At 69.5% G+C, this 22,588-nt stretch carries 20 protein-coding genes, 1 pseudogene and 2 riboswitches; of the genes and pseudogenes, 11 read left to right on the top strand and 10 right to left on the bottom strand.

Translation table 11 applies throughout. The features are described 5' to 3' along the window. The first annotated feature begins 88 nt into the window (after positions 1 to 88). Entirely contained in the window at positions 89 to 691 is a 603-nt protein-coding gene (locus tag ACFWY5_RS30780; RefSeq protein ID WP_379636107.1) for a hypothetical protein, read from the top strand. A 3-nt stretch (positions 692 to 694) separates the two neighbouring features. Here the strand turns inward: ACFWY5_RS30780 and metE are convergent, their stop codons facing one another. After that, positions 695 to 2,995 (bottom strand): 5-methyltetrahydropteroyltriglutamate--homocysteine S-methyltransferase, encoded by a 2,301-nt coding sequence (metE, locus tag ACFWY5_RS30775; protein ID WP_379636105.1) that lies wholly within the window; start codon positions 2,993 to 2,995, stop codon positions 695 to 697. Positions 2,996 to 3,140: 145 nt separating this feature from the next. Next, positions 3,141 to 3,314, bottom strand: a riboswitch (cobalamin riboswitch). A 65-nt stretch (positions 3,315 to 3,379) separates the two neighbouring features. Continuing rightward, a riboswitch (cobalamin riboswitch) is annotated at positions 3,380 to 3,552 on the top strand. Positions 3,553 to 3,694: 142 nt separating this feature from the next. Between metE and ACFWY5_RS30770 the strand changes: the two are divergent. The 5 genes and pseudogenes from ACFWY5_RS30770 to ACFWY5_RS30750 all read left to right on the top strand — a co-directional run bounded on the left by ACFWY5_RS30770 (position 3,695) and on the right by ACFWY5_RS30750 (position 9,014). Further along, positions 3,695 to 5,190: pseudogene (locus tag ACFWY5_RS30770) on the top strand (CoA-acylating methylmalonate-semialdehyde dehydrogenase). Positions 5,191 to 5,195: 5 nt separating this feature from the next. Continuing rightward, a complete protein-coding gene (locus tag ACFWY5_RS30765; RefSeq protein ID WP_379636103.1) occupies positions 5,196 to 6,347 on the top strand; it encodes an acyl-CoA dehydrogenase family protein in 1,152 nt (383 codons plus the stop codon). Beyond that, the gene (locus tag ACFWY5_RS30760; RefSeq protein ID WP_379636101.1) at positions 6,347 to 7,366 is read left to right on the top strand and encodes an enoyl-CoA hydratase/isomerase family protein; all 1,020 of its coding nucleotides are present in this window, start codon (positions 6,347 to 6,349) and stop codon (positions 7,364 to 7,366) included. The genes ACFWY5_RS30765 and ACFWY5_RS30760 overlap by 1 nt, the downstream gene beginning before the upstream one ends. Further along, positions 7,363 to 8,241 (top strand): 3-hydroxyisobutyrate dehydrogenase, encoded by an 879-nt coding sequence (gene mmsB, locus ACFWY5_RS30755; protein ID WP_379636099.1) that lies wholly within the window; start codon positions 7,363 to 7,365, stop codon positions 8,239 to 8,241. The genes ACFWY5_RS30760 and mmsB overlap by 4 nt, the downstream gene beginning before the upstream one ends. Then, complete coding sequence (locus ACFWY5_RS30750; protein WP_379636097.1) at positions 8,238 to 9,014, top strand: enoyl-CoA hydratase; 777 nt, start codon at positions 8,238 to 8,240, stop codon at positions 9,012 to 9,014. The genes mmsB and ACFWY5_RS30750 overlap by 4 nt, the downstream gene beginning before the upstream one ends. Before the next feature lie 36 nt (positions 9,015 to 9,050). Here the strand turns inward: ACFWY5_RS30750 and ACFWY5_RS30745 are convergent, their stop codons facing one another. The 4 genes from ACFWY5_RS30745 to ACFWY5_RS30730 all read right to left on the bottom strand — a co-directional run bounded on the left by ACFWY5_RS30745 (position 9,051) and on the right by ACFWY5_RS30730 (position 12,464). Further along, positions 9,051 to 10,082: a hypothetical protein gene (locus ACFWY5_RS30745; RefSeq protein ID WP_379636095.1), complete on the bottom strand. Its 1,032-nt coding sequence runs from the start codon at positions 10,080 to 10,082 to the stop codon at positions 9,051 to 9,053. A gap of 213 nt (positions 10,083 to 10,295) precedes the next feature. Further along, positions 10,296 to 11,177 carry an endolytic transglycosylase MltG gene (gene mltG / locus ACFWY5_RS30740; RefSeq protein WP_379636093.1) on the bottom strand — a complete coding sequence of 294 codons (882 nt, stop codon included), beginning with the start codon at positions 11,175 to 11,177 and terminating at the stop codon, positions 10,296 to 10,298. Beyond that, positions 11,174 to 11,686 carry a SigE family RNA polymerase sigma factor gene (locus ACFWY5_RS30735; RefSeq protein ID WP_379620901.1) on the bottom strand — a complete coding sequence of 171 codons (513 nt, stop codon included), beginning with the start codon at positions 11,684 to 11,686 and terminating at the stop codon, positions 11,174 to 11,176. The genes mltG and ACFWY5_RS30735 overlap by 4 nt, the downstream gene beginning before the upstream one ends. 64 nt (positions 11,687 to 11,750) lie before the next feature. Further along, a complete protein-coding gene (locus tag ACFWY5_RS30730) occupies positions 11,751 to 12,464 on the bottom strand; it encodes a TetR/AcrR family transcriptional regulator (RefSeq protein WP_379636091.1) in 714 nt (237 codons plus the stop codon). An 80-nt stretch (positions 12,465 to 12,544) separates the two neighbouring features. On the opposite strand from ACFWY5_RS30730, the gene ACFWY5_RS30725 reads away from it, so the two are divergent. Further along, the gene (locus ACFWY5_RS30725) at positions 12,545 to 13,933 is read left to right on the top strand and encodes a DHA2 family efflux MFS transporter permease subunit (protein ID WP_379636089.1); all 1,389 of its coding nucleotides are present in this window, start codon (positions 12,545 to 12,547) and stop codon (positions 13,931 to 13,933) included. 31 nt (positions 13,934 to 13,964) lie between these two features. On the opposite strand, the gene ACFWY5_RS30720 is transcribed toward ACFWY5_RS30725, so the two are convergent. The 5 genes from ACFWY5_RS30720 to ACFWY5_RS30700 form a co-directional block, all read right to left on the bottom strand. After that, positions 13,965 to 14,840, bottom strand: coding sequence for a hypothetical protein (locus ACFWY5_RS30720; RefSeq protein ID WP_379636087.1), 876 nt, complete (start codon positions 14,838 to 14,840; stop codon positions 13,965 to 13,967). Between the two features lie 50 nt (positions 14,841 to 14,890). Beyond that, complete coding sequence (locus ACFWY5_RS30715; RefSeq protein WP_379620909.1) at positions 14,891 to 15,361, bottom strand: hypothetical protein; 471 nt, start codon at positions 15,359 to 15,361, stop codon at positions 14,891 to 14,893. Positions 15,362 to 15,454: 93 nt separating this feature from the next. Next, the gene (locus ACFWY5_RS30710) at positions 15,455 to 16,411 is read right to left on the bottom strand and encodes an HD domain-containing protein (RefSeq protein WP_379636085.1); all 957 of its coding nucleotides are present in this window, start codon (positions 16,409 to 16,411) and stop codon (positions 15,455 to 15,457) included. Continuing rightward, positions 16,408 to 16,719, bottom strand: a complete 312-nt coding sequence (locus ACFWY5_RS30705) for a PadR family transcriptional regulator (protein WP_379636083.1) — start codon at positions 16,717 to 16,719, stop codon at positions 16,408 to 16,410. Before ACFWY5_RS30705 ends, ACFWY5_RS30710 begins: the two co-directional genes overlap by 4 nt. A 103-nt stretch (positions 16,720 to 16,822) precedes the next feature. Next, positions 16,823 to 18,013 carry an ROK family protein gene (locus ACFWY5_RS30700; protein WP_379636109.1) on the bottom strand — a complete coding sequence of 397 codons (1,191 nt, stop codon included), beginning with the start codon at positions 18,011 to 18,013 and terminating at the stop codon, positions 16,823 to 16,825. Positions 18,014 to 18,093: 80 nt separating this feature from the next. On the opposite strand from ACFWY5_RS30700, the gene nagA reads away from it, so the two are divergent. From nagA to ACFWY5_RS30680, 4 genes are all read left to right on the top strand, one after another. Continuing rightward, a complete protein-coding gene (gene nagA, locus ACFWY5_RS30695; protein ID WP_379636081.1) occupies positions 18,094 to 19,308 on the top strand; it encodes an N-acetylglucosamine-6-phosphate deacetylase in 1,215 nt (404 codons plus the stop codon). Positions 19,309 to 19,577: 269 nt separating this feature from the next. Next, positions 19,578 to 20,447: a helix-turn-helix domain-containing protein gene (locus ACFWY5_RS30690; RefSeq protein ID WP_379636079.1), complete on the top strand. Its 870-nt coding sequence runs from the start codon at positions 19,578 to 19,580 to the stop codon at positions 20,445 to 20,447. Positions 20,448 to 20,771: 324 nt separating this feature from the next. Beyond that, positions 20,772 to 21,632, top strand: a complete 861-nt coding sequence (locus tag ACFWY5_RS30685) for a TauD/TfdA dioxygenase family protein (RefSeq protein ID WP_379636077.1) — start codon at positions 20,772 to 20,774, stop codon at positions 21,630 to 21,632. A 139-nt stretch (positions 21,633 to 21,771) separates the two neighbouring features. Beyond that, the gene (locus ACFWY5_RS30680; protein ID WP_379636075.1) at positions 21,772 to 22,578 is read left to right on the top strand and encodes a TauD/TfdA dioxygenase family protein; all 807 of its coding nucleotides are present in this window, start codon (positions 21,772 to 21,774) and stop codon (positions 22,576 to 22,578) included. The last annotated feature ends 10 nt before the right edge of the window (positions 22,579 to 22,588 follow it).

Below are 22,588 nucleotides of genomic sequence, written 5' to 3'. Positions count from 1 at the left end.
AACACCCCCCTCGTGTCGTACGGTTCCGGCCCGGCCGTGAGCCGGGCGGCAGCCGTACCGCTCAGACCGATCGAAGGGAAGGCACGGCATGCCCGCGGATCACCTGTACCAGCTGCTTCGCTCCTACGATCCCAGTGACGTCTCCATGCGGCAGTTCTACGCCGTCTGGTGCCAGGGGCCCACGGCAGAGGAAGCCGTCGGCCTGCTCCACGGGGATCCCGGCAGTGGTGTGCCGGACGACTACGCCGGATGGGGACCGGGTTCCGACGGGAGCGACGAGGCGGAGGCCGGGCTTCTGGCCGGCCGGATGGGCGCCTGGACGGTGCTCATCGGTGATCACCGGATCGCCGAGGACGACGCCGTCCTCGCGTTGACCGGCGGCGAGGGGCAGGCACTGGCGATCAGCTGGGACTTCCACGGCGACTGCCTGCTGAAGTTCGCGCGATCCGGTGAGCTGCTCACCGTGCTCGACATCTACGACACCGACGAGCGCTCCGGCCTGGACCCGGACGCGCTCGACCCCTATCTGAGCGGCCTGCGCTTCAACCTCGACCCGGCCGACCCGGACGAGCCCGTCGCCGAACCGGCCGAATCCTTCACCTCCGCTCTGGTGGCCGTCGGCAGGGTCGTGGGCCAGGAACTCGACAAGACCTGGCTGGACGCCACGCACCACTGCTACACCATGCACTGAGCTTCAGCCGGTCGGGTTCTCGCGGACCTGACGGGCGGCGGCGGTGAGGTTCGTCAGCGAGCTGCGGACCTCTTCCCAGCCGCGGGTCTTCAGCCCGCAGTCGGGATTGCCCCACAACCGCTCGACCGGGATGGCCGCCAGGCCCGCGCGCAGCAGGCTCGCGACCTCCTCCACGCCCGGTACGCGCGGCGAGTGGATGTCGTAGACGCCTGGCCCGACCTCGCGCGGGTAGCCGCCCTCGGACAGTTCGTGCGCCACCTGCATGTGGGAGCGGGCGGCCTCCAGGCTGATCACGTCGGCGTCGAGGTCGTCGATGGCTGCCAGGATCTCACCGAACTCGGCGTAGCACATGTGGGTGTGGATCTGGGTGTCGTCGCGTACGCCGGAGGTGGCCAGGCGGAAGGACTCGGTGGCCCACTCCAGGTAGGCGGGCCGGTCGGCGGCGCGCAGCGGCAGCGTCTCGCGCAGCGCGGGCTCGTCGACCTGGATGACGGTGGTGCCCGCCGCCTCCAGGTCGGCCACCTCCTCGCGCAGGGCCAGCGCCACCTGGCGGGCGGTCTCGCCGAGCGGCTGGTCGTCGCGGACGAAGGACCAGGCCAGCATGGTGACCGGCCCGGTGAGCATGCCCTTGACCGGGCGGCTGGTCTGCGACTGGGCGTAGGTGGTCCAGCGCAGCGTCATCGGCTCGGGACGGGAGATGTCGCCGGCCAGGATCGGCGGGCGGACGTAGCGGCTGCCGTAGGACTGCACCCAGCCGTGCTGGGTGGCCACGTAGCCGTCGAGCTGCTCGGCGAAGTACTGGACCATGTCGTTGCGCTCCGGCTCGCCGTGCACCAGGACGTCGAGCCCGGCCTCCTCCTGGAAGGCGAGCACCTGGCGGATCTCGGCCGCGATGCGCTCGTCGTAGGCGGCCTGGTCGATACGGCCCGCGCGCAGGTCGGCACGGGCGACGCGCAACTCGCTGGTCTGCGGGAACGAGCCGATCGTGGTGGTCGGCAGCGGCGGCAGCTTCAGCCTGGCCCGCTGGGCGGCGGCGCGCTCGCCGTACGGGCTGATGCGACGGCTGTCAGCGGCGGTGACGGCCGTCGTGCGCGCGCGGACCGCCGGGTTGTGGGTCAGCGGCGACTCGGCGCGGGCGCGCAGCGCGGCCTGGTTGGCGTCCACCTGCTCGGCGATGAGGTGGGTGCCCCTGCTGATGCCGCGGGTGAGCGTGACGGTCTCGGCGACCTTCTGGCGGGCGAACGCGAGCCAGCCGGCCACCTCGGGATGGAGGTCGGTCTCCAGCGCGGTGTCGTAGGGGACGTGCAGCAGGGAGCAGGAGGCGGCCACGTCCACCCGCTCGGCCAGTCCGAGCAGGGTGGCGAGCGTGGCCAGCGACCTCTCCAGCTCGTTGATCCAGATGTTGCGCCCGTCCACGACCCCGGCCACCAGCCGCTTGCCGGGCAGCCCGCCGGCCGCGGCCAGGTCGTCGAGGTTGGCGGCGGCCGAGCCGGTGAAGTCGAGTCCGAGGCCCTCGACGGGGGCGGCGGCCAGCACGGGCAGGGCGGCGCCGAGCCGGTCGAAGTAGCTGGTCACCAGGATTCTGGGCCGCCGGGTCAGCCCGCCGAGGTGGGCGTAGGCGGCGGCGACGGCGTCGAGCACCTCCTGCGGCCGGTCCTGGACCAGGGCGGGCTCGTCGAACTGCACCCAATCGGCGCCCGCTGACTGCAGCGACGCGAGGATCTCGGCGTAGACGGGCAGCAGCCGTTCCAGCAGCGACAGCGGTTCGAAGCCGGGCTCGACGCCGGGGGCGGGCTTGGACAACAGCAGGTAGGTGACGGGGCCGACCACGACCGGGCGCGGGTTGTGGCCCTGCAACAGGGCCTCGGTCAGCTCGGCGGCCTGCTTGCCGGGGTTGGCGGTGAAGACGGTGTCAGGGCCGAGCTCGGGGACCAGGTAGTGGTAGTTGGTGTCGAACCACTTGGTCATCTCCAGCGGCGCCACGTCCTGGGTGCCGCGGGCCATGGCGAAGTAGCCGGCCAGCGGGTCGGCCTCCACGGCCGCCCGGTGCCGCTCGGGGATCGCGCCGACCATGACGGTGGTGTCCAGCACGTGGTCGTACAGCGAGAAGTCGCCGGAGGGGACTTCGCCGAGGCCGGCGTCGGTGAGCTCGCGCCAGGCGGCGCGGCGCAGGCCGGCGGCGGCGGCTTCCAGCTCGGCGGCGGTGATCCGGCCCGCCCAGTAGCCTTCGACGGCCTTCTTCAGTTCGCGGCCGGGTCCCTGGCGGGGGTAGCCGTACACGGTGGCGAGCGAACGCTCGGTCACGGAACTCTCCTTCGCGAGTCACGGGGACATCCCCGGCGTTCGAGCGAAGGCACGGCCCAGGCGCGGGCACACTTCTGGCCCGCGTGGTCGCCCAGCCCTCCCTCGAGGCCGTCCGATGCACCGCGCGCGGGGTGCGCGCGGGCAGTGGCAGGTCTTCGGACTCGCGGGCGCGTCGCACATGCCTACTGGCCGTCGCTTCCCCGGCCCCGGGGGCCGAGTGCTGGTGACGGCGGTCGTTCCCACTCACCGCTGCGGGGCAGTCCCGGATTCGCACCGGGTTCCCTCTTACGACGCCTCGCCTGGCTGACGGGGCGAACCAACTGCGACCCCCACCCTAAGCCAAGGGAAGCCGGCACTGGACTTACTAGGACGTCCAACTATATTTTCAACAGGAACGCTCGCGGTGCAGGGAAGCTGGTGTGAATCCAGCACGGTCCCGCCACTGTGACCGGGGATGTGCGTCATCGCTCGACAGTGCCACTGGCGAAAGCCGGGAAGGCCGGATGACGTGCGCTGATCCGGGAGTCAGGATACCGGCCGCGAGTTCTGGCATGTGTTGTCCACGAGGATGGAGCGAACACGCATGGCACCGGAACGCGCCCGCGGCCCAGGTGATCCGATGGCGACGGCGGTCACTCACCTCTGACCTGCCCTCCTTTGCATGCCCATCCTCGGGTCCACCTGGCGAAAGCAGGCTCCATGATCCGTGAACTGTCCCATTTCATCGGCGGCAAGCACGTCCCCGGCATCTCGGGCACCTTCGGCGACGTCCACGACCCGAACACCGGAACCGTCCAGGCCAGAGTCCCGCTGGCCACTCCGGACGAGACCAGGGCGGCCATCTCCGACGCCGCCGAAGCCCAGGCGGCCTGGGCGGAGTGGAATCCGCAGCGCCGCGCCCGCGTGCTGCTGAGGTTCCTGCACCTGGTCGAGGCCGAACGCGACACCCTGGCCCGGCTGCTGTCATCCGAACACGGCAAGACCGTCGCCGACGCCGACGGCGACATCCAGCGCGGCCTGGAGGTGGTCGAGTTCGCCGCGGGCGTCCCCCACCTGCTCAAGGGCGAGTTCACCGACAACGCGGGCAGCGGGATCGACGTCTACTCCATGCGCCGGCCGCTGGGGGTGGTCGCGGGGATCACGCCGTTCAACTTCCCCGCCATGATCCCGCTGTGGCAACTGGCCCCCGCCGTCGCCTGCGGCAACGCCTTCGTGCTCAAGCCCTCGAGCGTGACCCATCAGTTCCGGTACGGCTGGCCGAACTGCTCACCGAAGCCGGCCTCCCACCCGGTGTACTGAACGTGATCCACGGCGCCAAGGACGCCGTCGACACCCTGCTGACCGACGACAGGGTGAGCGCGGTCGCCTTCGTCGGCTCCACCCGGGTCGCCGAGCACGTCTACACGACCGCCACCGCGCACGGCAAGCGCGCCCAGTGCTTCGGCGGCGCCAAGAACCACCTGATCGTCATGCCCGACGCCGACCTGGACCAGGCCGCGGACGCGCTGATCGGCGCCGGCTACGGCTCGGCGGGCGAACGCTGCATGGCCATCTCGGTGGCCGTCCCCGTGGGACAGGCGACCGCGGACGCGCTGCGGGAACGGCTGGTGGCCAGGATCGGCGAGCTGCGCCTGGGCCGCAGCGACGACCCCGGCGCCGACTTCGGCCCGCTGGTCGGCTCCGACGCCCTGCGGCGCGTCCGCGACTACGTGGAGATCGGCGTGAGCGAGGGCGCCGAGCTCGTGGTCGACGGCCGGGACGCCGACGTGCCGGAGCCGGGCGGCTTCTTCATCGGCCCGTCCCTGTTCGACCACGTGCGGCCCGACATGCGGATCTACCGCGAGGAGATCTTCGGGCCCGTGCTGTCCATCGTGCGCGCCGGCGACTACGAGCACGCGCTGCGGCTGCCGAGCGAGCACGAGTACGGCAACGGCGTCGCCATCTTCACCCGCGACGGCGACACGGCACGCGACTTCACCCGCCGGGTGAACACCGGCATGGTCGGGGTCAACGTGCCCATCCCCGTCCCGGTCGCCTATCACTCCTTCGGCGGCTGGAAACGCTCCATGTTCGGCGACCTCAACCAGTTCGGCACCGACTCCATCCGCTTCTTCACCCAGGCCAAGACGGTCACCTCCCGCTGGCCGTCGGGCATTCGCGAGGGCGCCAGCTTCACGATCCCGACGATGGGCTGAGGCCGATGCCCGTACTGACGCAGGAGCAGTTCGCCATCGTCGAGGCGGTCGCCGGCTTCACCCACGAGCACCTGTCCCCCAACGCGATCGACTGGGACCGGCGCAAGCACTTCCCGGTCGACGTGCTGACCAAGGCGGCCGACCTCGGTCTCGGCGGCGTCTACGTCAGCGAGGAGTTCGGCGGCTCGGGCCTGTCCCGCCGCGACGGCACGCTGATCTTCGAGACGCTGGCCACCGGCTGTCCGTCCATCGCCGGATATATCTCCATCCACAACATGGTCGCCTGGATGATCGACCACTACGGCAGCATCGAGCAGCGCACGCGCTGGCTGTCCGGGCTGTGTTCGATGCGTAGCCTGGCCAGCTACTGCCTGACCGAGCCTGGCGCCGGTTCTGACGCGGCGGCGCTCGCCACGCGAGCCGTACGGGATGGGGACGCCTACGTCCTGGACGGCGTCAAGCAGTTCGTCTCCGGAGCCGGGGCCGCGCAGGTGTACGTGGTCATGGCCCGCACCGGCGTCTCCGGCGCGCGCGGCGTCTCCGCGTTCGTCGTCGAACGCGACGACCCCGGCCTGTCCTTCGGCGCCAACGAGGAGAAGATGGGCTGGAACGCCCAGCCCACCCGGCAGGTCGTCTTCGACGGCGTACGCGTCCCCGCCGACCGGCTTCTGGGCCGGGAGGGCGACGGATTCCGGATCGCGATGAACGCCCTCAACGGCGGCCGCCTCGGCATCGCCGCCTGCTCGCTCGGCGGCGCGCGGGCCGCGCTGGAGGCCAGCACCTCCTACCTCGGTGACAGGCAGGCGTTCGGCGCGCCGCTCTCGCACGCCCAAGGGCTGCAGTTCCAGCTCGCCGACATGGCGACCGAACTCGAGGCCGCCCGCGCCCTGCTGTGGCGGGCGGCCACGGCGCTCGACGAGGGCGACCCCAAGGCGGTCGAGCTCTGCGCGATGGCCAAACGCTTCGTCACCGACACCGGGTTCACCGTCGCCAACCGCGCCCTGCAACTCCACGGCGGCTACGGCTACCTCACCGAATACGGCATCGAGAAGATCGTGCGCGATCTGCGGGTGCACCAGATCCTCGAAGGGACCAACGAGATCATGCGCGTCATCGTCGCCCGCGGCCTCACCGGCAATCTGAGCGGGGCCGCCTGATGGACATCGAGACCAGGCAGGACGGCCGTCTCGGTCACATCCTGCTCAACCGGCCGAAGGCGCTCAACGCGCTCACCCACGACATGGTCCGGCACATCGACGCCGCGCTGCGGGCGTGGGAGAGCGACGAGACGGTCCAGGCCGTGCTGATCAGCGGCGCCGGCGAACGCGGGCTGTGCGCCGGAGGCGACATCCGCTCGATCTACCAGGACATCCGGCAGGGTGGCGGCGATGCCACCGCCGCGTTCTGGCGCGACGAATACCTGCTCAACGCCCGCATCGCCCGCTACGGCAAGCCGTACGTCGCTCTCATGGACGGCCTGGTCATGGGCGGCGGCGTCGGCGTATCCGCGCACGGCAGCGTCCGCGTGGTCACCGAACGCACGAGGCTGGCCATGCCGGAGACCGGCATCGGCCTGATCCCCGACGTGGGCGGTACCTTCCTGCTGTCGCGCGCTCCCGGCGACATCGGGCTGCACCTCGCGCTGACCGGCACGACGATCGGGGCGGGCGACGCCATCGCCTGCGGCCTGGCCGACCACTTCGTGCCCTCGGCCGACCTGCCCGCCTTCCGGCGGAGCGCGGCGGCGCACGGGGTCACGGCGGCGCTGGAGGCTCATGCCGTACCCGCTCCAGAAGGGTCGCTGCCGGAGCAACGCTCCTGGATCGACGTGTGTTACGCCGGTGAGAGCGTTCCGGAGATCGTCGAGCAGTTGCTGGACATCGGCGAGAGCGCGGCGAAGGAGGCCGCGGAGCAGATCGCGGCCAAGTCACCGACCGCGCTGCGGGTGACGCTGCGATCGCTCCGGCGCGCCGGGCTGCTCGGCTCGCTGGAAGAGGTGCTGGACCAGGAGTATCGCGTCTCGTGCCGGGCGCTGGGCCATCCCGATCTGGAAGAGGGCATCCGCGCACAGGTCATCGACAAGGACCGGTCGCCGCGGTGGGTTCAGGCGGCCTCCGCGGCGGAGGTCGACGCCTTCTTCGCGCCGCTGGGCGACAAGGAGCTGGGGCTGTCATGAGGATCGCCTTCATCGGCCTGGGCAACATGGGCGGGCTCATGGCGCGTAACCTCGTCAAGGCCGGACACCACGTGGACGGGTTCGACCTCGACGACGCGGCGCTCAACGAAGCGTCCGGGCACGGGGTGCGGGCGGCGGGTTCGGCGGCCGCGGCCGCCGGCGACGCCGACCTGGTCATCACCATGCTGCCCGCCGGACCGCACGTCCTGCGGTGCTACGACGACATCCTGCCCGCGGCCCGGCCCGGCACGCTGTTCGCCGACTGCTCGACCATCGACGTGGCCGACGCGCACGCCGCCGCGCGAGCAGCGGTCACCGCCGGGCACCGGGCCCTCGACGCCCCCGTCTCCGGAGGCGTCGTCGGGGCGAGCGCGGCGACGCTGACCTTCATGGTGGGCGCGGCCGAATCGGACTTCGCCGCCGTCGAACCGGTGCTGGCGGCGATGGGCCGCCGCGTCGTCCACTGCGGCGGGCCGGGTGCCGGGCAGGCGGCGAAGATCTGCAACAACATGATCCTCGGCGCCTCCATGATCGCGGTCAGTGAGGCTTTCGTCCTGGGTGAACGGCTCGGCCTGTCGCACCAGGCGCTGTACGACGTGGCCTCGGCCGCCTCCGGGCAATGCTGGGCGCTGACCACGAACTGCCCGGTGCCCGGCCCGGTGCCGGCGAGCCCGGCCAACCACGACTACCGGCCCGGCTTCGCCGGGGCCCTCATGGCCAAGGACCTCGGCCTGGCGGCCAATGCCGTTCGCGCCCACGGCGTGGCCGCCGACCTCGGCCTCCACGCGGCGGAGATCTACGCGGCCTTCGCCGAAGGCGCCGGGGCCGGCCAGGACTTCTCCGCCATCGTCAACTCCATCAGGGAACGCTCATGACGCGATACGAGACCATCCTCACCGAGTCGGAGAACCGGGTCGGCCTCATCACCCTCAACAGGCCCAAGGCGCTCAACGCGCTGAACCTCCAGCTCATGGACGAGGTCGTGGAGGCCGCGACCGGATTCGACCGCGATCCGGACATCGGCTGCCTGGTGATCACCGGCTCCGAGCGCGCCTTCGCCGCCGGCGCCGACATCAAGGAGATGCGGCCCAACGACTACATGGACGTCTATCTCAGCGACTGGTTCGCCGCCTGGGACCGGCTCGGGCAGGTACGCAAGCCCACGCTGGCCGCGGTGTCCGGCTACGCGCTGGGCGGCGGGTGCGAGCTGGCCATGCTCTGCGACATCGTGCTCGCCGCCGACACCGCCGTCTTCGGTCAGCCGGAGATCAAGCTGGGCGTCATCCCGGGCATCGGCGGCTCGCAGCGGCTGACCCGTGCGGTCGGCAAGGCCAAGGCGATGGAGATGTGCCTGACCGGCCGCACCATGGACGCCGAGGAGGCGGAGCGGGCGGGCCTGGTCTCCCGGATCGTCCCGGCCGCCGACCTGCTCGCCGAAGCGCGGACGGTGGCCGAGACGATCGCCGGCATGTCCACGCCGATCGCGATGATGGCCAAGGAGGCCGTCAACCGGGCGTTCGAGACCACGCTTGCCGAAGGGGTGCGGTTCGAACGCCGCGTCTTCCACGCCACCTTCGCCACGGCGGACCAGAAGGAGGGGATGGCCGCCTTCACCGAGAAGCGCAAGCCTTCCTTCTCCAACCGATAGCGGAGGTCGTCGCCACTTGGTCAGGCGGTAGCCGGCTCAACGGCGGTAAGCCCAGATCGTGCCGCCGCGGCCGGAACGGGCCCCGCCGACCGCCCAGACGGAACCGCTCTCCGGCTGGATGGCGAGGTCGCGGACGGACGCTGTCCGGTCCGGCGGAGCGGGGAAGGCGCCCGGCTCGACGCTGTCGGGGCCGATGTGCAGAAATCGGCTGCCTCCGCCCTTGGCGTCGTAGACGACCCAGGCCCCGCCTCTGCCGTCGGGCTCGGCCTGGGCACGCGGCTGGAAGCCCGGTTCACCACGGACCTCGAACTTCCAGCTGCCCGGATAGCCGGTCAGCAGCAACGTCTCACCGCAGAAGGAGCCGCCGCACGGCCAGGCGACCCAGCCGACCGCCATCACCCGGCCGGTCTCACCGTCGAACGCGACATCCGTCAGCTCCGAGATCTGGCCCGAGCGGGTCGACGGGATCGCCGGAAGGGTGACCGCGCGCCAGGCCGTACCACTCCAGCGGGCCAGAGCCGCCGTGCCCCGCGCCGAGCCCGCCGCCCACCGGCCGTCGAGTCCCTTGACCACGATCGGCGTCCGGACCTTGCGCCACACCGACCCGGCCAGTCGCCGCAGCGTGGACCGCGCCTTCCATCCGGCGGTACCGGCTGAGGGGAAGGCGTTGGCGTTCTCGATGACCCACAGGTTCTGGCCGATGGCGTACGCACCGTCCACCCGGCCGTGGGGCCATCGGTTCACCTGCCAGCGCTTGCCGTTCCATCGGGCGTATCGCGACGCGCCGAAGGCCCAGACCCTGGTGTCGGAGGCCGACGTCAGCCGCTTGACCCGGAAGCCCGGCCCGGTGACCCGCTTGAAGGCGGACCGGCCGCCCTTCAACAGCCGGCTCGTCCCGGCGACCCAGACCGCCCCTCCCGGTGTGACCGTCACCGCGTCGTAGGAGTCGCGGCGGTCGTGATGGACGACACTCCATTGACTGGCCGGCGCCTCGGCGTGGGCGGCGACCGGCCCCGTCACGACGAAGAAGGCGACGGCTGCGGCCGTACCGCGAAACAATAAGCCCATAAAGGTGAGACGCGCCTTCCAGCGCAAAGGTTGGCTCCGAGCACGTCGGCCGCGGTCCTCATGGCTGGACGTCGTCGAACAGGGCGAGGGCTTCGGTGGGGTCCGGGGGGCCTGTGCCCACATCTGTCGTCACCGGCGCCATCAGGCGCGAGATCGCGAACGTGCGGGCCGACGTGGACGCCGAACTGGCCCGTCCGCCGGTGTGACGGATCGTTACCCGGCGAAACGTTCGACGAGCTTGGCGTACTCCTTCGCGGACGTGGCGAACTCCAGGGTGCCGCTCTTCGGGTCGGTGGCCACGTAGTAGAGCCAGGTGCCCGCGGCCGGGTGGAGGGCGGCCTTGAGCGCGGCCTCGCCGGGGTTGGAGATGGGCCCCGGAGGCAGTCCGCCATGGCGATAGGTGTTGTACGGCGTACGCCGCTTCGTGTCCTCGACCGTGACGTCGACGCCGTACTTGCCGAGGCCGTAGAGCAGGGGGCTGTCGAGCTTCAGCATCATGCCGCGGGCCAGGCGGTTGTGGATGACGCGGGCCACCTTCGGCATGTCGGCCTCGGTGGGCGACTCGGCCTGGACGAGGCTGGCGATGATGACGATGTCCATGGGCGCGCGCCGGGAGGACAAGCCGAGCTTGTCCGCCGTCGCGCGGAACCGGGCCACCATCGCGGCCAGGACCTCGGTAGGAGTGGCGGACTCGGCGAACCTGTACGTGCCGGGGTGGGCGAAGCCCTCCAGCCTGCCCTTCGCATACGGAGGCAGGCCCAGAGCCCGGCCGTCCTTGGCCGCCCGCGCGAACGACGCCGCGGGTTCGCCGGTCACGCGGGAGAGGTTGTCGAACAAGAGGGTGGCCCGCCATCCCTCCTTGATGGTCACGGTGTGCTCCGGACGCGCGGCCACCGGCGCCACGGGCGTCTCGGGTGAGAGGGTCCTGACGGCGATCGTGCCGCCCGCGGCCAGGGCGACGACGGTGGCCGCCGCTGCCAGGGCGACGCCTCTCCGGCGGACGGGACGGGGCGGGAGGAAGCGGGCCGGGGGTGGCGGCGCCTGCTCGTCCGCCATGTCGGCGAGGGTCTCACGCAGCAGGTTCTCGACGTTCAACGCAACTCCCTCACGGTGCTCAGTTCGGGGGCCGACTTCTTCAGCCGCTCCAGCGATCGGTAGATCTGGCTGCGGACCGAGCCCACCCGCACGCCCAGCAGGCGCGCGATCTCGGTCTCCGACTTGTCCTCGAAGTAGCGCAGGACCAGCATGGTCCGCTGCCGGGGCGTCAGCCGGGACAGCGCCGCGCGCATCGTCATGCGCAGGTCCGCCGCCTCGGCGTGCCCGTCGCCGGCCCGGTCGAGCCGCGCGTCCGTGCTCACCTCCACGACCCGTGACCGGCGGCGCCACCGGCTCACCTGCTCGTGGTACATGGTCCGTCGGACGTACCCCTCGATGGCCTCGGGGTCGCGCAGGGCGCGCCACCGCGCGGCCGTCTTCGCCAGGGCCGACTGGACGAGGTCCTCGGCGGCGTGCCGGTCGCCGGTCAGCAGGTACGCCGTGCGGAACAACGCGCCCGACCTGTCGATGACGAACTGCCGGAGCGCCGCCTCGAAGCCTGGATCCACCCGTCCTCCTCGTGATGTCACCCACCAAGGACGAGCGAGCGCCACGGAACTATGCCGGAAGATGTCAGGCTCTTGTGAGGCTGTCGAGCATCAGGTTGAGGGTGAAGTCGAATCGTTCGTATCCGCTGCCGGAGGTGAGTTCGCCGGCGTGGCGTCTGGTGTGCGGGAACTGGTCGGCGGGCAGGGAGCCGAACCGGTGCAGAAGTTCGTCGCGGCTGAGGACCCACTCCTGGCCGGGGTCGGCATTTCGCCCGTGGAGCAGGGAGATCTCCAGGGTGTAGGCGGCGACGTACAGGGACAGGGCGTCCATGGCCCAGGCCGCGGTCTGGGGCTCGATGCCGCCGGCGAGCAGGATCGCCAGGATCGCCTCGCTCACGCGCAAGGTGTCCCGATTGGTGGGGACCGTGGCCAGGGCGGCACGGGAGATGCCTGGATAGCGCAGGTACTGGTCACGGATCTGGGCGTACACCCGCAGGATCTGTTCCCGCCATCGGGCGGGGTCGGGTTCGGGCAGGACGAGCTCGGAGCTGAGCCGCCCGATGATCAGGTCGTCGATGTCGGCCTTGTTGACCACGTGCGCGTACAGCGATGACGGGCTGGTGCCCAGCTCGCCGGTGATGGCGCGGATCGTCAGCGCGTCATAGCCCTGGGTCGCGACCACGTGCAGCGCGGCGTCGATGATGCGCTCGACGGTGAGAGGTTCCCGGCGCGGCTGGGCCGGGGCGGCGCCGGGCTGCAGGTGCCGGGCCGCCCGGCGGGCTTTCGGATCGTGGGCCATGGTCCGATTCTACGCTTTGACATGAACTATGTTCGCCACATAGAACTAAGTTCATGCCAATTGAACAAAGTTCTTCCGTTGTGAAGTCCCTGGTCCTGCCGCTGCGCCGGGCCTGGCTCGTCCTCGCGGTCGTGGTCATCGCCGACATCATGGACGTGCTGGACTCGACGATCGCCAACCTCGCCGGGCCCTCGATCCGGGCCGATCTGGGCGGTGGCGACACCACGGTGCAATGGGTGCCGGCGGCGTACACCGCGGCCTTCGCCCTGGGCCTGGTCACCTCCGGCAGGCTGGGCGACCTGGTCGGCCGCCGGCGCCTGTTTCTGCTGGGTCTGGCCGGGTTCACCCTGTCCTCGCTGGCCTGCGGCCTCGCGCCGGGAACCGGGTTTCTGATCGTCGCCCGCGTCCTGCAGGGCTTGTTCGGGTCGGTGATGATCCCGCAGGGCTTCGCTCTGGTGAAGATCGTCTTTCCGCCCGAGCACCTGCGGCGTGCCCTCATTCCCTTCGGCCCGATCATGGGCCTGGCCACGGTGGCCGGGCCGATCCTGGCCGGTTGGCTGCTGCACCTGTTTGGCGGCTGGCGCTCGATCTTCCTGATCAACATCCCGATCGGGGTCGCCGCCTGGGTCTTGGGCGCGTACGTCCTGCCCCGCGACACCGGCGAGGACCCCTCGACCCGTCTGGACCTGCGCGGCGTCGGGCTGCTCACCCTGGCCTCGGCCCTGCTGATCATCCCTCTGGTCCAGGGCCGCGAACTCGGCTGGCCGATCTGGACCTACGCCATGATGGCCGTCTCGATCCCGGTGCTCGCGCTGTTCGCCGCCTCCGAACGCCGCAGCTCCCACCCGGTGATCACGCCGTCGCTCCTGCGTAAGCGCAGCTTCGTCGTCGGACTGGTCATCGTCTGCGGCTTCTACGCGGCGCTCACCGGATTCCAGCTCGCCCTCAACCTGATGCTCCAGCTCGGCGCGCACTGGACGCCTCTGCACACCGGCCTCACCCTGATCCCCTGGGCCCTGGGCAGCGCCATCGCCGTCGGCCTCGCCGGGACCTTCCTCGCCGCGCGGCTCGGCCGTACCACCCTGCACCTCGGCCTCGGCATCGCCGCCGCCGGCCTGATCGCACTCGCCTGGACCATCGCCCACGCCCAGAACGGCCTGACCTCCTGGACCCTCGCGCCTGCCCTGCTGATCACCGGCTTCGGCTCCGGGCTGGTGTTCATCCCCGTCTTCGACTACGTACTCGGCGACGCCACCGCCGAAGAGGCCGGCACCGGCTCAGGCATGCTCAACGCCGTCCAGCAGTTCGCCAACGCCACCGGCGCCGCCGCTCTCGGCACCGTCTTCTTCGCCCGAGCCGGCCACGGTTTCTTCGACGCCGGCATCCTCATCACCGTGCTCGCCGCCGCCCTCTTCCTGGCCGCCCTGCTCCTGGTCGGTCTCCTCCCCCGACACGCCCTGGTCTGCTGAGGACGATGAGGGGTCGAAGCTTGTCCGGCCGTCAGTCGCGCGACACGACGGCGGCTTGGGCGCGGTCGGTCACCGCGTCGAGCGGGCTCAGGTCCACGGGCGGCGTGAACACGTTGAAGTCGACGACCTCCTCGGCCGGAGGCGCCATGACCGTCACCTTCGACCCCCATCCGCTGTAGCGCGTGTCCACCACGTTGTGCTGGATGCGCTTGACCGTCTTGCCCTTTCCGTCGGGCCAGTCGATCTTCTCGGTGTACTCGGTGATCAGACGAGCAGGCCTGCGGTCGCGGTCGAGGAGAAGCCTGAAGGAGATCGCCTTGGTGTCGGGGCGGCCGTAGCCGTGGCTCGCCTTGTACAGGTCCTTGAGGGTGAGGGTTCCCCGGTAGTCGCCGGGCTTGGCGACCTTCGCCTTCGCCAGGAGCGTCTTGAGTACCGCCGGGTCGAAGACGTCCACAAGCTGGTCCCCGCGCTGTCCCTCGTTGCCCCAGCTGGTGTTCTTGCCGAATCGGAACCAGTGCTTCCCCTCGGGCAGGGGATGCCAGTCGAACCCCTTCACGTAGGTGGTGCCGCCCACCTCGATCACGCGGAAGGGACCGGGGACCTCCTTCGAGCTCGCACCGAGGGTGGCAAGCTGTTCTTCGGTGAACTTCCACGTCGTCGTGAGATCATGGTCCGCGGCCGATGACCTTCCGAAACCGATCACGCCGACGGTACGGGAGGCGAACTCGCCTTTGATCCCGCTGGCCGTGCCGCGATATGTCTCGGCGACCCGGACACCGTACCCGGGGGCGAACTGCTTCTTCAGCGACGTGACCGGGTCGGCGGGGGCGGCGGCCTGCGCCGACCCGGTGCCGGACAGGAGCGCGGCGCCCAGAGCCGCGGCGGTAAGGGCAACGAAACGTTTCACGCGGCGACATACTGCCGCTCCCACGTCACGCGAAGATCACATGATGATGCTCAGCTTCGCTCCCCCGGTGTGACGGACAGCAGCGCCTGCCCCTTCTTGATCGACACCAGCCGCACCTCCACCGGGGTGTGCTTGCGGAACGCGAAGGCTCCGCCTCCGCCTTCACCGAGGCGCTGCTCCGAGCCGCCTCCGTGCGGGTACTCCACCCGGTACGTGATCGTGTCCCTGTCGATGGCCACGACCTCGAACTTCGGGTAGTAGAACTTCTTGGCGTTCAGCCGGATCGTGACGGGCTTGGACAACTTCAGCAGGCAGTCACCGTCGAAGCAGTCCTTGACCTTGGTGGTGGCTTCGCGCGACGGGGACGGTGACGGCGTCGGGGTTTCGGTGGCCGAAGCGCTCGTGGCGGGCGTACTTGGCGTGCTCGGTGTGGGGGTGGGGGCCGCCGCCTGCCGTCCGGCCTCGGGCGCGGCGCAACCCGCCAGGGCGCACATGGCGAGCACGGGAAGGAGTTTGCGCATGCTGTGTCGTCCCTATCGCTCAGGGTGACCGGCGTCGGGCGAGCGCCGGTGCCACAAAGAACTACCCGACCGGCTCCGGGAGGGGTCCCGCCGTCAGGCGGGCTCGTCGGTGAGGCCGAGCTTCTTGCGCAGGCGGGTGAGGCCCGCGTGGAGGACGGGCGGCACGGTGATCGCGATGACCGCGGCGTCGCCGAGGCTGTTCCTCGCGGACTCCACGATCATCCAGCCGAGCAGCACGGTCAGTGGCGTCCAGGTACGCACATCCGTCCGCAAGATCCAGCGCAGAACAGTCAGGACATGGCCGGTCAGCGTGCCCCGCGCCGGCCGCCGCAGGATCAGAGCCAGGGCGGGCACGCCGAGCGCCAGCCCGAGTACGAACCGGGTGCGAGCCCAACGGTCCGGTAATACGTCAAGCTCGCCGAGCCATTCGTCCAGATAGCTCGCCCTGACGGCCGCGGGCAGGAGCAGCGCGCCCAAGGCGAGCACCTGATACCTCGCCCCCGCGTCTCCCGGCGGCGGGATCAGGCAGTCGCGTGCGATCGATTCGAGTTCGTCCGCGATGGCCGGCAGGCCGAGGCGTCCGGCGAGCGGTGCCGTGACGTTGACGACGTCCTGGCTCTTCAGACGCTGTTTCTCCTGGTCGAGGTATTGGATGGTACGCATGTTGTGCAGCCGGTCGAGCACTTTCAGGGCAAGGACACGCTCGTCCGCGGTGGCCGCCTGCACGTGCCCGTGGTCGAGTTCGGTCAGGTTCTGGACCATCGTGGTGATCTCATCACCGAACTCCGCGCGCAGTCGTACGGCGTCGCACCAGGTGTCCTCGATCACATCGTGGAGCAGGGCGGCGCAGACGGTGGTGCTGTCCAGCCCGGCGTCGATCGCGATCTCCGCGACTGCGACGGGATGGGTGATGTACGGCTCGCCGCTCTTACGCAGCCGGCCCACATGGCAACGCGCGGCGAACTCGTACGCACGCCGGATTCGGTCACTTTCCGTAGCGGTGAACTCGGCGGGCAACCGAGCCAGCAGCGGCTCTATCAACCTGGTCATGACGTCGCCGGCCGAGGGTCCATGGCCGGTCCGCGGGAGCGCTCGGCCCGGTCGAGAGCGGCGCGGGCCCGGAGCGCGCCCTGCTCGGTCAGCCTGTAGTAGTACCGGGCGCGGCGGCCCTGCACCAGATGTTCGGCCGCGGGCTCCTTGTCGCGTTCGATCCAGCCGAACTCGCGCTCCAAACGGGCGAGGATCGGGTAGATGGTGCCGCTGGGCTGGCCCGTCTTCTCGCACAGTTCCAGCCCGTAGCAGCGCTTGGCGGGGTCGGACAGCATCTCTTTCAGCACGAGCATCGTCTGCAGGGTCATCCGTGGACCGTCCCTCATATGTCGGACTCTAGACATCAACCACGGACAGTGACATTGCCTCGCAAGTGACAACCATGTGGCCCTGCGCCGGAGTGGTCTGGCTTCATGGCGGGTCGGTGCGCAGAAAGGTGCGCGGTTGGCTCAGCAGTGGAGCGAAGGCTCTTTCGGCTGCGCCCACGAGCGTGGCATGGTGAAGATCGCCGGTGACGATGTCGATCTGGCCGACGCGGGCGACGGCGGAGGACGCCATCAACCCATCGCGTACGAGGTCCTTGGTGGCCCGATACAGGTCGGCCAGAAAGCCCATGAGAACCACGCGCTCCGGGGCGAGCGTGTTGACGAGACTGATCAACCCCGTCACCAGATGGCCGGCGGTGAGGCGGATCGCCTCCTGTGCGGCTCGGTCACCGGCCGCGGCGTCATCGAAGATCTTGGCGACGGTGTCTTCATGGCCGGGGTGGTGACGCCGACCGGCGGCACGTAGCAGGGCACGCGGGTCGGCGTACATTTCCAGGCAGCCGCGCGCACCGCACGGGCATCGCAGTCCCCCCGGCTCGACGATGATGTGGCCGGCTTCCATGGCGTGACCGCCCCCGGTGAGCGGTACGCCCGCGTCGATGAACCCGCCGCCGATGCCGACCCGCTCGCTGCTCAGGGCCAGCATGCTCGCGGCGCCGCGCCCAGCCCCATAACGGAACTCGGCCAGGACGGCCAGCGTGGCGGAGCGCCCCACGGCGACGGGGACGCCGATCGGCGACATGCCGCTCAGTTCCTGCGCGAGGGGCACCTGGTTCCAGCCCAGATGCACGGCGGACCGGACGAAGCCATCAGATTCCCTGATGAAGCCCGGCATCGCCACGCATATCCCGACGCATCGCCGCTCAGTGCGCCGTACCGCATTCGCGACCGCGTCCGCCAGTGCCGGTATGAGGGTGGCGGGCTCCATCGCAGAGGCGTCCAGAACGTGCTCTCGAACGTGACCGATCCGGCGATCCAGACCGACGAGGCCGACCGTTACTCGGTCCGCACTGAGCTGGACGGCGACGGCCACGGGCCCGTCGGGATGCACCTCGACGACAGGAGACGGCCTGCCCCGTCCGGTCGGGGACCCGCGTGGCGGTTCACTGATGCGGACCAGATCCAGCGCGGTCAGGTCCCCCAGGGCGGTCCCCACCGCACTTGCGGCCAGGCCGAGTTCGGCCGTGACCGCGGCGCGGGTCAGCGGGCCACGTCTGTGCAACAGCGTCAGGACGCGTCCTGCCGCCGACCCGCCGTCGCCACCCGGCACACCCATCACAGCCAAGAGTCCTCCGTGTTAGATTATTTTCTCCTTGAGAAAATAATAGGCGATGCGCACACCAGAAAGAGAGCCCGATGGTCATGATCCTCGTCAACGCCCGAGTAGTGACGCCCGACCGGCTGCTGAATTCCGGCTGGATCGCGCTGGACGGTCGCCGGATCTCGGCCGTGGGAGCTGGGGAGCCGCCCCGATCGGCCGACGCCGAGATTCATGATCTCGGGTTGGACTACGTGCTGCCCGGGTTCGTGGATCTGCACATGCACGGCGGCGACGGAGCGCAGGTCACCACGGAGAATCCGCAGGAGATCCTGCGCGCGATCGCGTTCCACCGCCGCCACGGAACCACACGGACGCTGGCAAGCCTCGTCACCTCACCGGTCGAGGAGATGGCGGCCGCGGCCCGCACGGTGGCCGCCCTCATGCGCTCACCCGACCCGCTGCACCGGTCGATCGCCGGAATCCACCTCGAAGGGCCGTTCCTCAACCCGAACCACCGGGGCGCCCATCACAATGACTACGTCCTCGCCCCGGACGTCAAAGCATTGCGGCACCTGCTCGCCAGCGGCGACGGCGCCGTCCGCACCGTCACCCTCGCCCCCGAGCTGGACGGCGGAATGGACCTCGTCCGCGAGGTCGTCGCCTCCGGGGCGGTCGTGGCGGTAGGGCACACCGACGCAAGCTACGACGAAGCACACCAGGCGTTCGAGGCCGGCGCCAGCATGGCCACCCACCTGTTCAACGCCATGCGACCGTTCCACCATCGAGAGCCAGGTCCGGCCGGCGCCGCACTCACCCACGACAATGTCACCTGCGAGCTCATCAACGACGGCGTCCACTTGCACAGCGCGACCACACGTCTCGCGTTCGCCGCCGCCGGCGCGGAACGTATCGCGCTGGTCACCGACGCCACTCCGGCAGCCGGGGTGAACGAGGGGCGGTTCGACCTGGGCCCGTTGCCCGTACTCGCCCGCGACGGCAAGGTCACGCTGCTCGACGGGATCACCAACGCGGGCAGCACCCTCACCATGGACCGCGCGGTACGGCACGCCGTGCAGTGCGTCGGAATCCCCATCACCCAAGCCGCGATCGCCGCCGCCACCACGCCGGCGCGCCTGCTCGGGCTGGGAGAACAAACCGGGAGCATCGCGCCCGGCAAGGACGCCGACCTCGTCGTCCTCACGGACGACCTGCGTGTTCGCACGGTCATCGCGCACGGCACGGTCGTTCACGGAACACTCGCGACGGGCGGCGTGTCGCCTCTGCGTCGCGATCTCGATGTCCGGATCTGACCAGCCACCGGGACTCCACCTCCCAGGCGGCTTACGGGGGCATGGATACCAATCGCCCGATGATGTATGCGAGATGGTTCGGCACTCGAGATGGTGCCGCGGCCGACCGATCGCTCGATGGGGTGAATCCTATGGACTCCCGAACGATTTTCATGTTCTCCTGTTGGGAGCGCACTGAAATGCCCGGCTCGACGCGCTATTTCGCCTAGGCGACGAACCCTCAGAGAGGCAACCAGGTGGTCAGGGAAATAGAAAGCCCGTACGCTTGGATGAGTCCGCGCGACGGTGATCTAATCAAGAGAATCCTCCTCAATTCGGCCGAAAACTCAGCGCGGCGGATGCGCGTTCTAGAATGGGGTTCAGGGCAAAGCACGTTGTCCTACCCCCAAATTCTGGCCGCGCACAACCTGCCATTTCAGTGGCTCGCCCTCGAATACGACCGCGAGTACTTCGACACCTTCCTGGCCCCCGTCCTGCTTTATCGGGCCGACACGGTCCTGCGATATGTCGAGGACGACAGGAGCCTGCACGGACCAGCCGGAGACGGACGTGCGCATATCGAAGCGGTGTGCTGGAATCGCACCGCACTGCGCCCATCAGAGCGTTCGACGGACCGCGATGCAGATCTCGACCACTACGTGTCCTATCCCGCCGCTACTGGCCATGGTTTCGACGCAATCATTGTGGACGGGCGCAAGCGACGCCGCTGCCTCATGGCGGCGGCAGATTTCATGGAACCCAGCACCGTTGTCATGCTGCACGATGCCCGGCACCCGCACTATCATTGCGCGCTGGACAGATACCCGGCCTCCCGGTTCATCGGCGACGACCTATGGGTTGGAGCGCAGAGCACCGCTCGACTCAATGATGTGCTCGCCGAGAGAACCACGATGACCGACTCTCTCGGGTATCGGTGGCATTTGCGTGGCGTGATGGCCGAGCGGGAGATGTTCACGACCACCGAACTGGGGCCGCTGCTGGCCGAGCGGGGTGTCATGTTGTCCCGTGAGCAGGTCCACCGGCTTTTCACCGGCGTTCCGGAACGGCTCAACCCCAACCTCCTGGTGGCGCTGTGCGACATCCTGGACTGCCAGGTCAGCGACCTGATCGAGCCGGCGCGGCAGGCGTATTCACACTGACCGGGATATGCGATTCTGCTTCGCCGTTTGAAGGTCGCGCCACGGATTTCTCGTTCCTCGGCAATGTTGCCGCACGGCACCGAAGCGTGAATCCGCATGAACAGTGCGTGGTGCCCGGCGAGCACAGCGTAGCGTGCGCCCGACCATAAATCCGGTCTCGTCGAACCGGGCGATCCGCGCCGCCCGGATGGCCTGGGAAGCGACGTCGGCGCTCCGGCGACCGTTGACATAGATCCCACAGTAGGCTTCTCTTACTTTTACCAGTGTGCCACGTTAACTGGTCTCGCTACGACATTGGTTCCACCAACGGCGTAAGGAGAGAACGTGTCGCTGGACTTCTCAGCCCTCCATGGAAAATTTGTCGTGGAAGTTACCGGGCGGACCGGTAGATTGCTGGCCGGGCGCGATGGATACGCAATCAAACAGGCACTCACTACTTACTCGGTCGCGGTGATCAGGGGTCTGGAACTGGTCCCGGCAGAGCAGGTGGCGCTAACCCGGTTGCTGGGGAAACCCGAGGTTGTGACGGACCTGCGCAACCACCACCCCGAAAGCAAGGACATCCTGGTCGTCAACAATTCGAGCGCCACCCCCGTGGTCGGAAACCGGTGCTGGCACTCGGATCGATCCTTCCTTCCAGAACCGACGCGTTACACGATGTTGCGAGCGGAAGTTGTTCCGCCGCGCGGCGGGGACACCCTGTTCGCCGACATGGTGGAGGCCTATGCGCAGACCCCGGCATCCTGGAAGGAAGCGCTCTCCGGCGCGGTGGGCGTGCACACCTACGACAGGATTGCCCGCCTGCGCTCCGAGGTACATCGCATGCCCATCGAAGAGGGTTATGAGAAGTTGTATCCTCCGGTGCGCCATCCCGTGGTGCGGGCCCATCCAGAAACCGATACTCCCGCGCTCTATCTGAGCGATCTGTGCCTTGTCGGCATCGAATCGGAGTCCGACGTCTCCGCGCTCATCCAGCTGGACAAGCTCCACGCGCATGCCACCGAGGACAGGTTCGTCTACCGTCATCGCTGGCGCGTAGGGGACGTCGTGATCTGGGACAACGCCAGGGTGATGCACCGGGCCGACATGCTCCACTGGAAGCTGCCGCGCGTCCTGCACCGCACCACCACGGCAAGCCCTCCGCCGCGCCCGGCCGCCCCGTACGTGCCGGACGGAACCGGCTGACCTCCCTTCCGCACGCACGGAACGCCTCTTCGTGAGGCCCGCGCGCATGCCCACCTGCGGTGCCACGCCGCTTTCCGCGCCCACCGGCGTTCAACCGAGAGGATGTCGAATGACGGCCCCATCAGGTGCCCCGGTCTTCGTGGCGGAACTTCCGGCCGATGATGACCGCCGCTACGATCCCGAGGCGCTGCTGGCGTTGTTGCGGACGTTCGCCGTGGTCGTTCTGCGAGGGATGGAGCTGACTCCCGGCCGGCAGGTCGCACTGACGCGCGGCCTTGGTGAGCCCACGCTCGACCCGGATATGGACAACAGACACCCCGATTCCCCCGAGCTCCTCGTCGTGGACAACAGCGGCGACACACCGGTGGTCGGCAACAACATCTGGCACACGGACGGCTCTTTCCTACGCCGGCCCATTCGCTACACCATGCTGAGGGCGGTCGCGCTGCCGTCGTCAGGCGGCGACACCTTGTACGCCGACCTGCAGACCGCATACGAAAACCTGCCCCCGCAGTGGCGAGACGTGCTCGCCGGTGCGATCGGCCTGCACGCCTACGATCGAATCGCGGCCACGCGGGCCGACGCTCACAACAACCCCGCGGCGCTGGCAGGCACGTCAACCTACACACCGGTACGCCATCCGATCATCAGAGCGCACCCCGATACCGGAGCCCCCGTTCTCTTCGTCAACGACCTCTGCCTTTCCCGAATCGAGTCCGGCGACGGAGTCCCCGTCGAACTGACCGTGGCGGAGCTGATCGCCCACGCCACCCAGGACCGGTTCGTGTACCGCCATCAGTGGGCGGCCGGTGACGTGGTGGTCTGGGACAACGCCAGAGCTCTCCACCGAGCGGATTTCGCCGCCGAGCTGCCCCGGGTCATGCATCGCACGACCACTGCCGGCGACATCCCGCGGTCCTTCACCGCTGCCGGCGAGCCCGCCTGACATCCAAGCT

Origin of the sequence: Nonomuraea sp. NPDC059007, from assembly GCF_042740555.1 — a bacterium.
GTDB lineage: Bacteria > Actinomycetota > Actinomycetes > Streptosporangiales > Streptosporangiaceae > Nonomuraea.
This window is presented reverse-complemented; position numbering and strand designations above follow the sequence as displayed.

Coding starts and splice junctions, on each gene's coding strand:
- ACFWY5_RS30765 (WP_379636103.1), top strand. CDS start 5,196: ATGCCCGTACTGACGCAGGAGCAGTTCGCCATCGTCGAGGCGGTCGCC.
- ACFWY5_RS30690 (WP_379636079.1), top strand. CDS start 19,578: ATGAGTCCGCGCGACGGTGATCTAATCAAGAGAATCCTCCTCAATTCG.
- ACFWY5_RS30780 (WP_379636107.1), top strand. CDS start 89: ATGCCCGCGGATCACCTGTACCAGCTGCTTCGCTCCTACGATCCCAGT.
- ACFWY5_RS30715 (WP_379620909.1), bottom strand. CDS start 15,361: ATGCGCAAACTCCTTCCCGTGCTCGCCATGTGCGCCCTGGCGGGTTGC.
- ACFWY5_RS30760 (WP_379636101.1), top strand. CDS start 6,347: ATGGACATCGAGACCAGGCAGGACGGCCGTCTCGGTCACATCCTGCTC.
- nagA (WP_379636081.1), top strand. CDS start 18,094: ATGGTCATGATCCTCGTCAACGCCCGAGTAGTGACGCCCGACCGGCTG.
- ACFWY5_RS30710 (WP_379636085.1), bottom strand. CDS start 16,411: ATGACCAGGTTGATAGAGCCGCTGCTGGCTCGGTTGCCCGCCGAGTTC.
- ACFWY5_RS30745 (WP_379636095.1), bottom strand. CDS start 10,082: ATGGGCTTATTGTTTCGCGGTACGGCCGCAGCCGTCGCCTTCTTCGTC.
- ACFWY5_RS30705 (WP_379636083.1), bottom strand. CDS start 16,719: ATGACCCTGCAGACGATGCTCGTGCTGAAAGAGATGCTGTCCGACCCC.
- ACFWY5_RS30750 (WP_379636097.1), top strand. CDS start 8,238: ATGACGCGATACGAGACCATCCTCACCGAGTCGGAGAACCGGGTCGGC.
- ACFWY5_RS30730 (WP_379636091.1), bottom strand. CDS start 12,464: ATGGCCCACGATCCGAAAGCCCGCCGGGCGGCCCGGCACCTGCAGCCC.
- ACFWY5_RS30700 (WP_379636109.1), bottom strand. CDS start 18,013: ATGGGTGTGCCGGGTGGCGACGGCGGGTCGGCGGCAGGACGCGTCCTG.
- mmsB (WP_379636099.1), top strand. CDS start 7,363: ATGAGGATCGCCTTCATCGGCCTGGGCAACATGGGCGGGCTCATGGCG.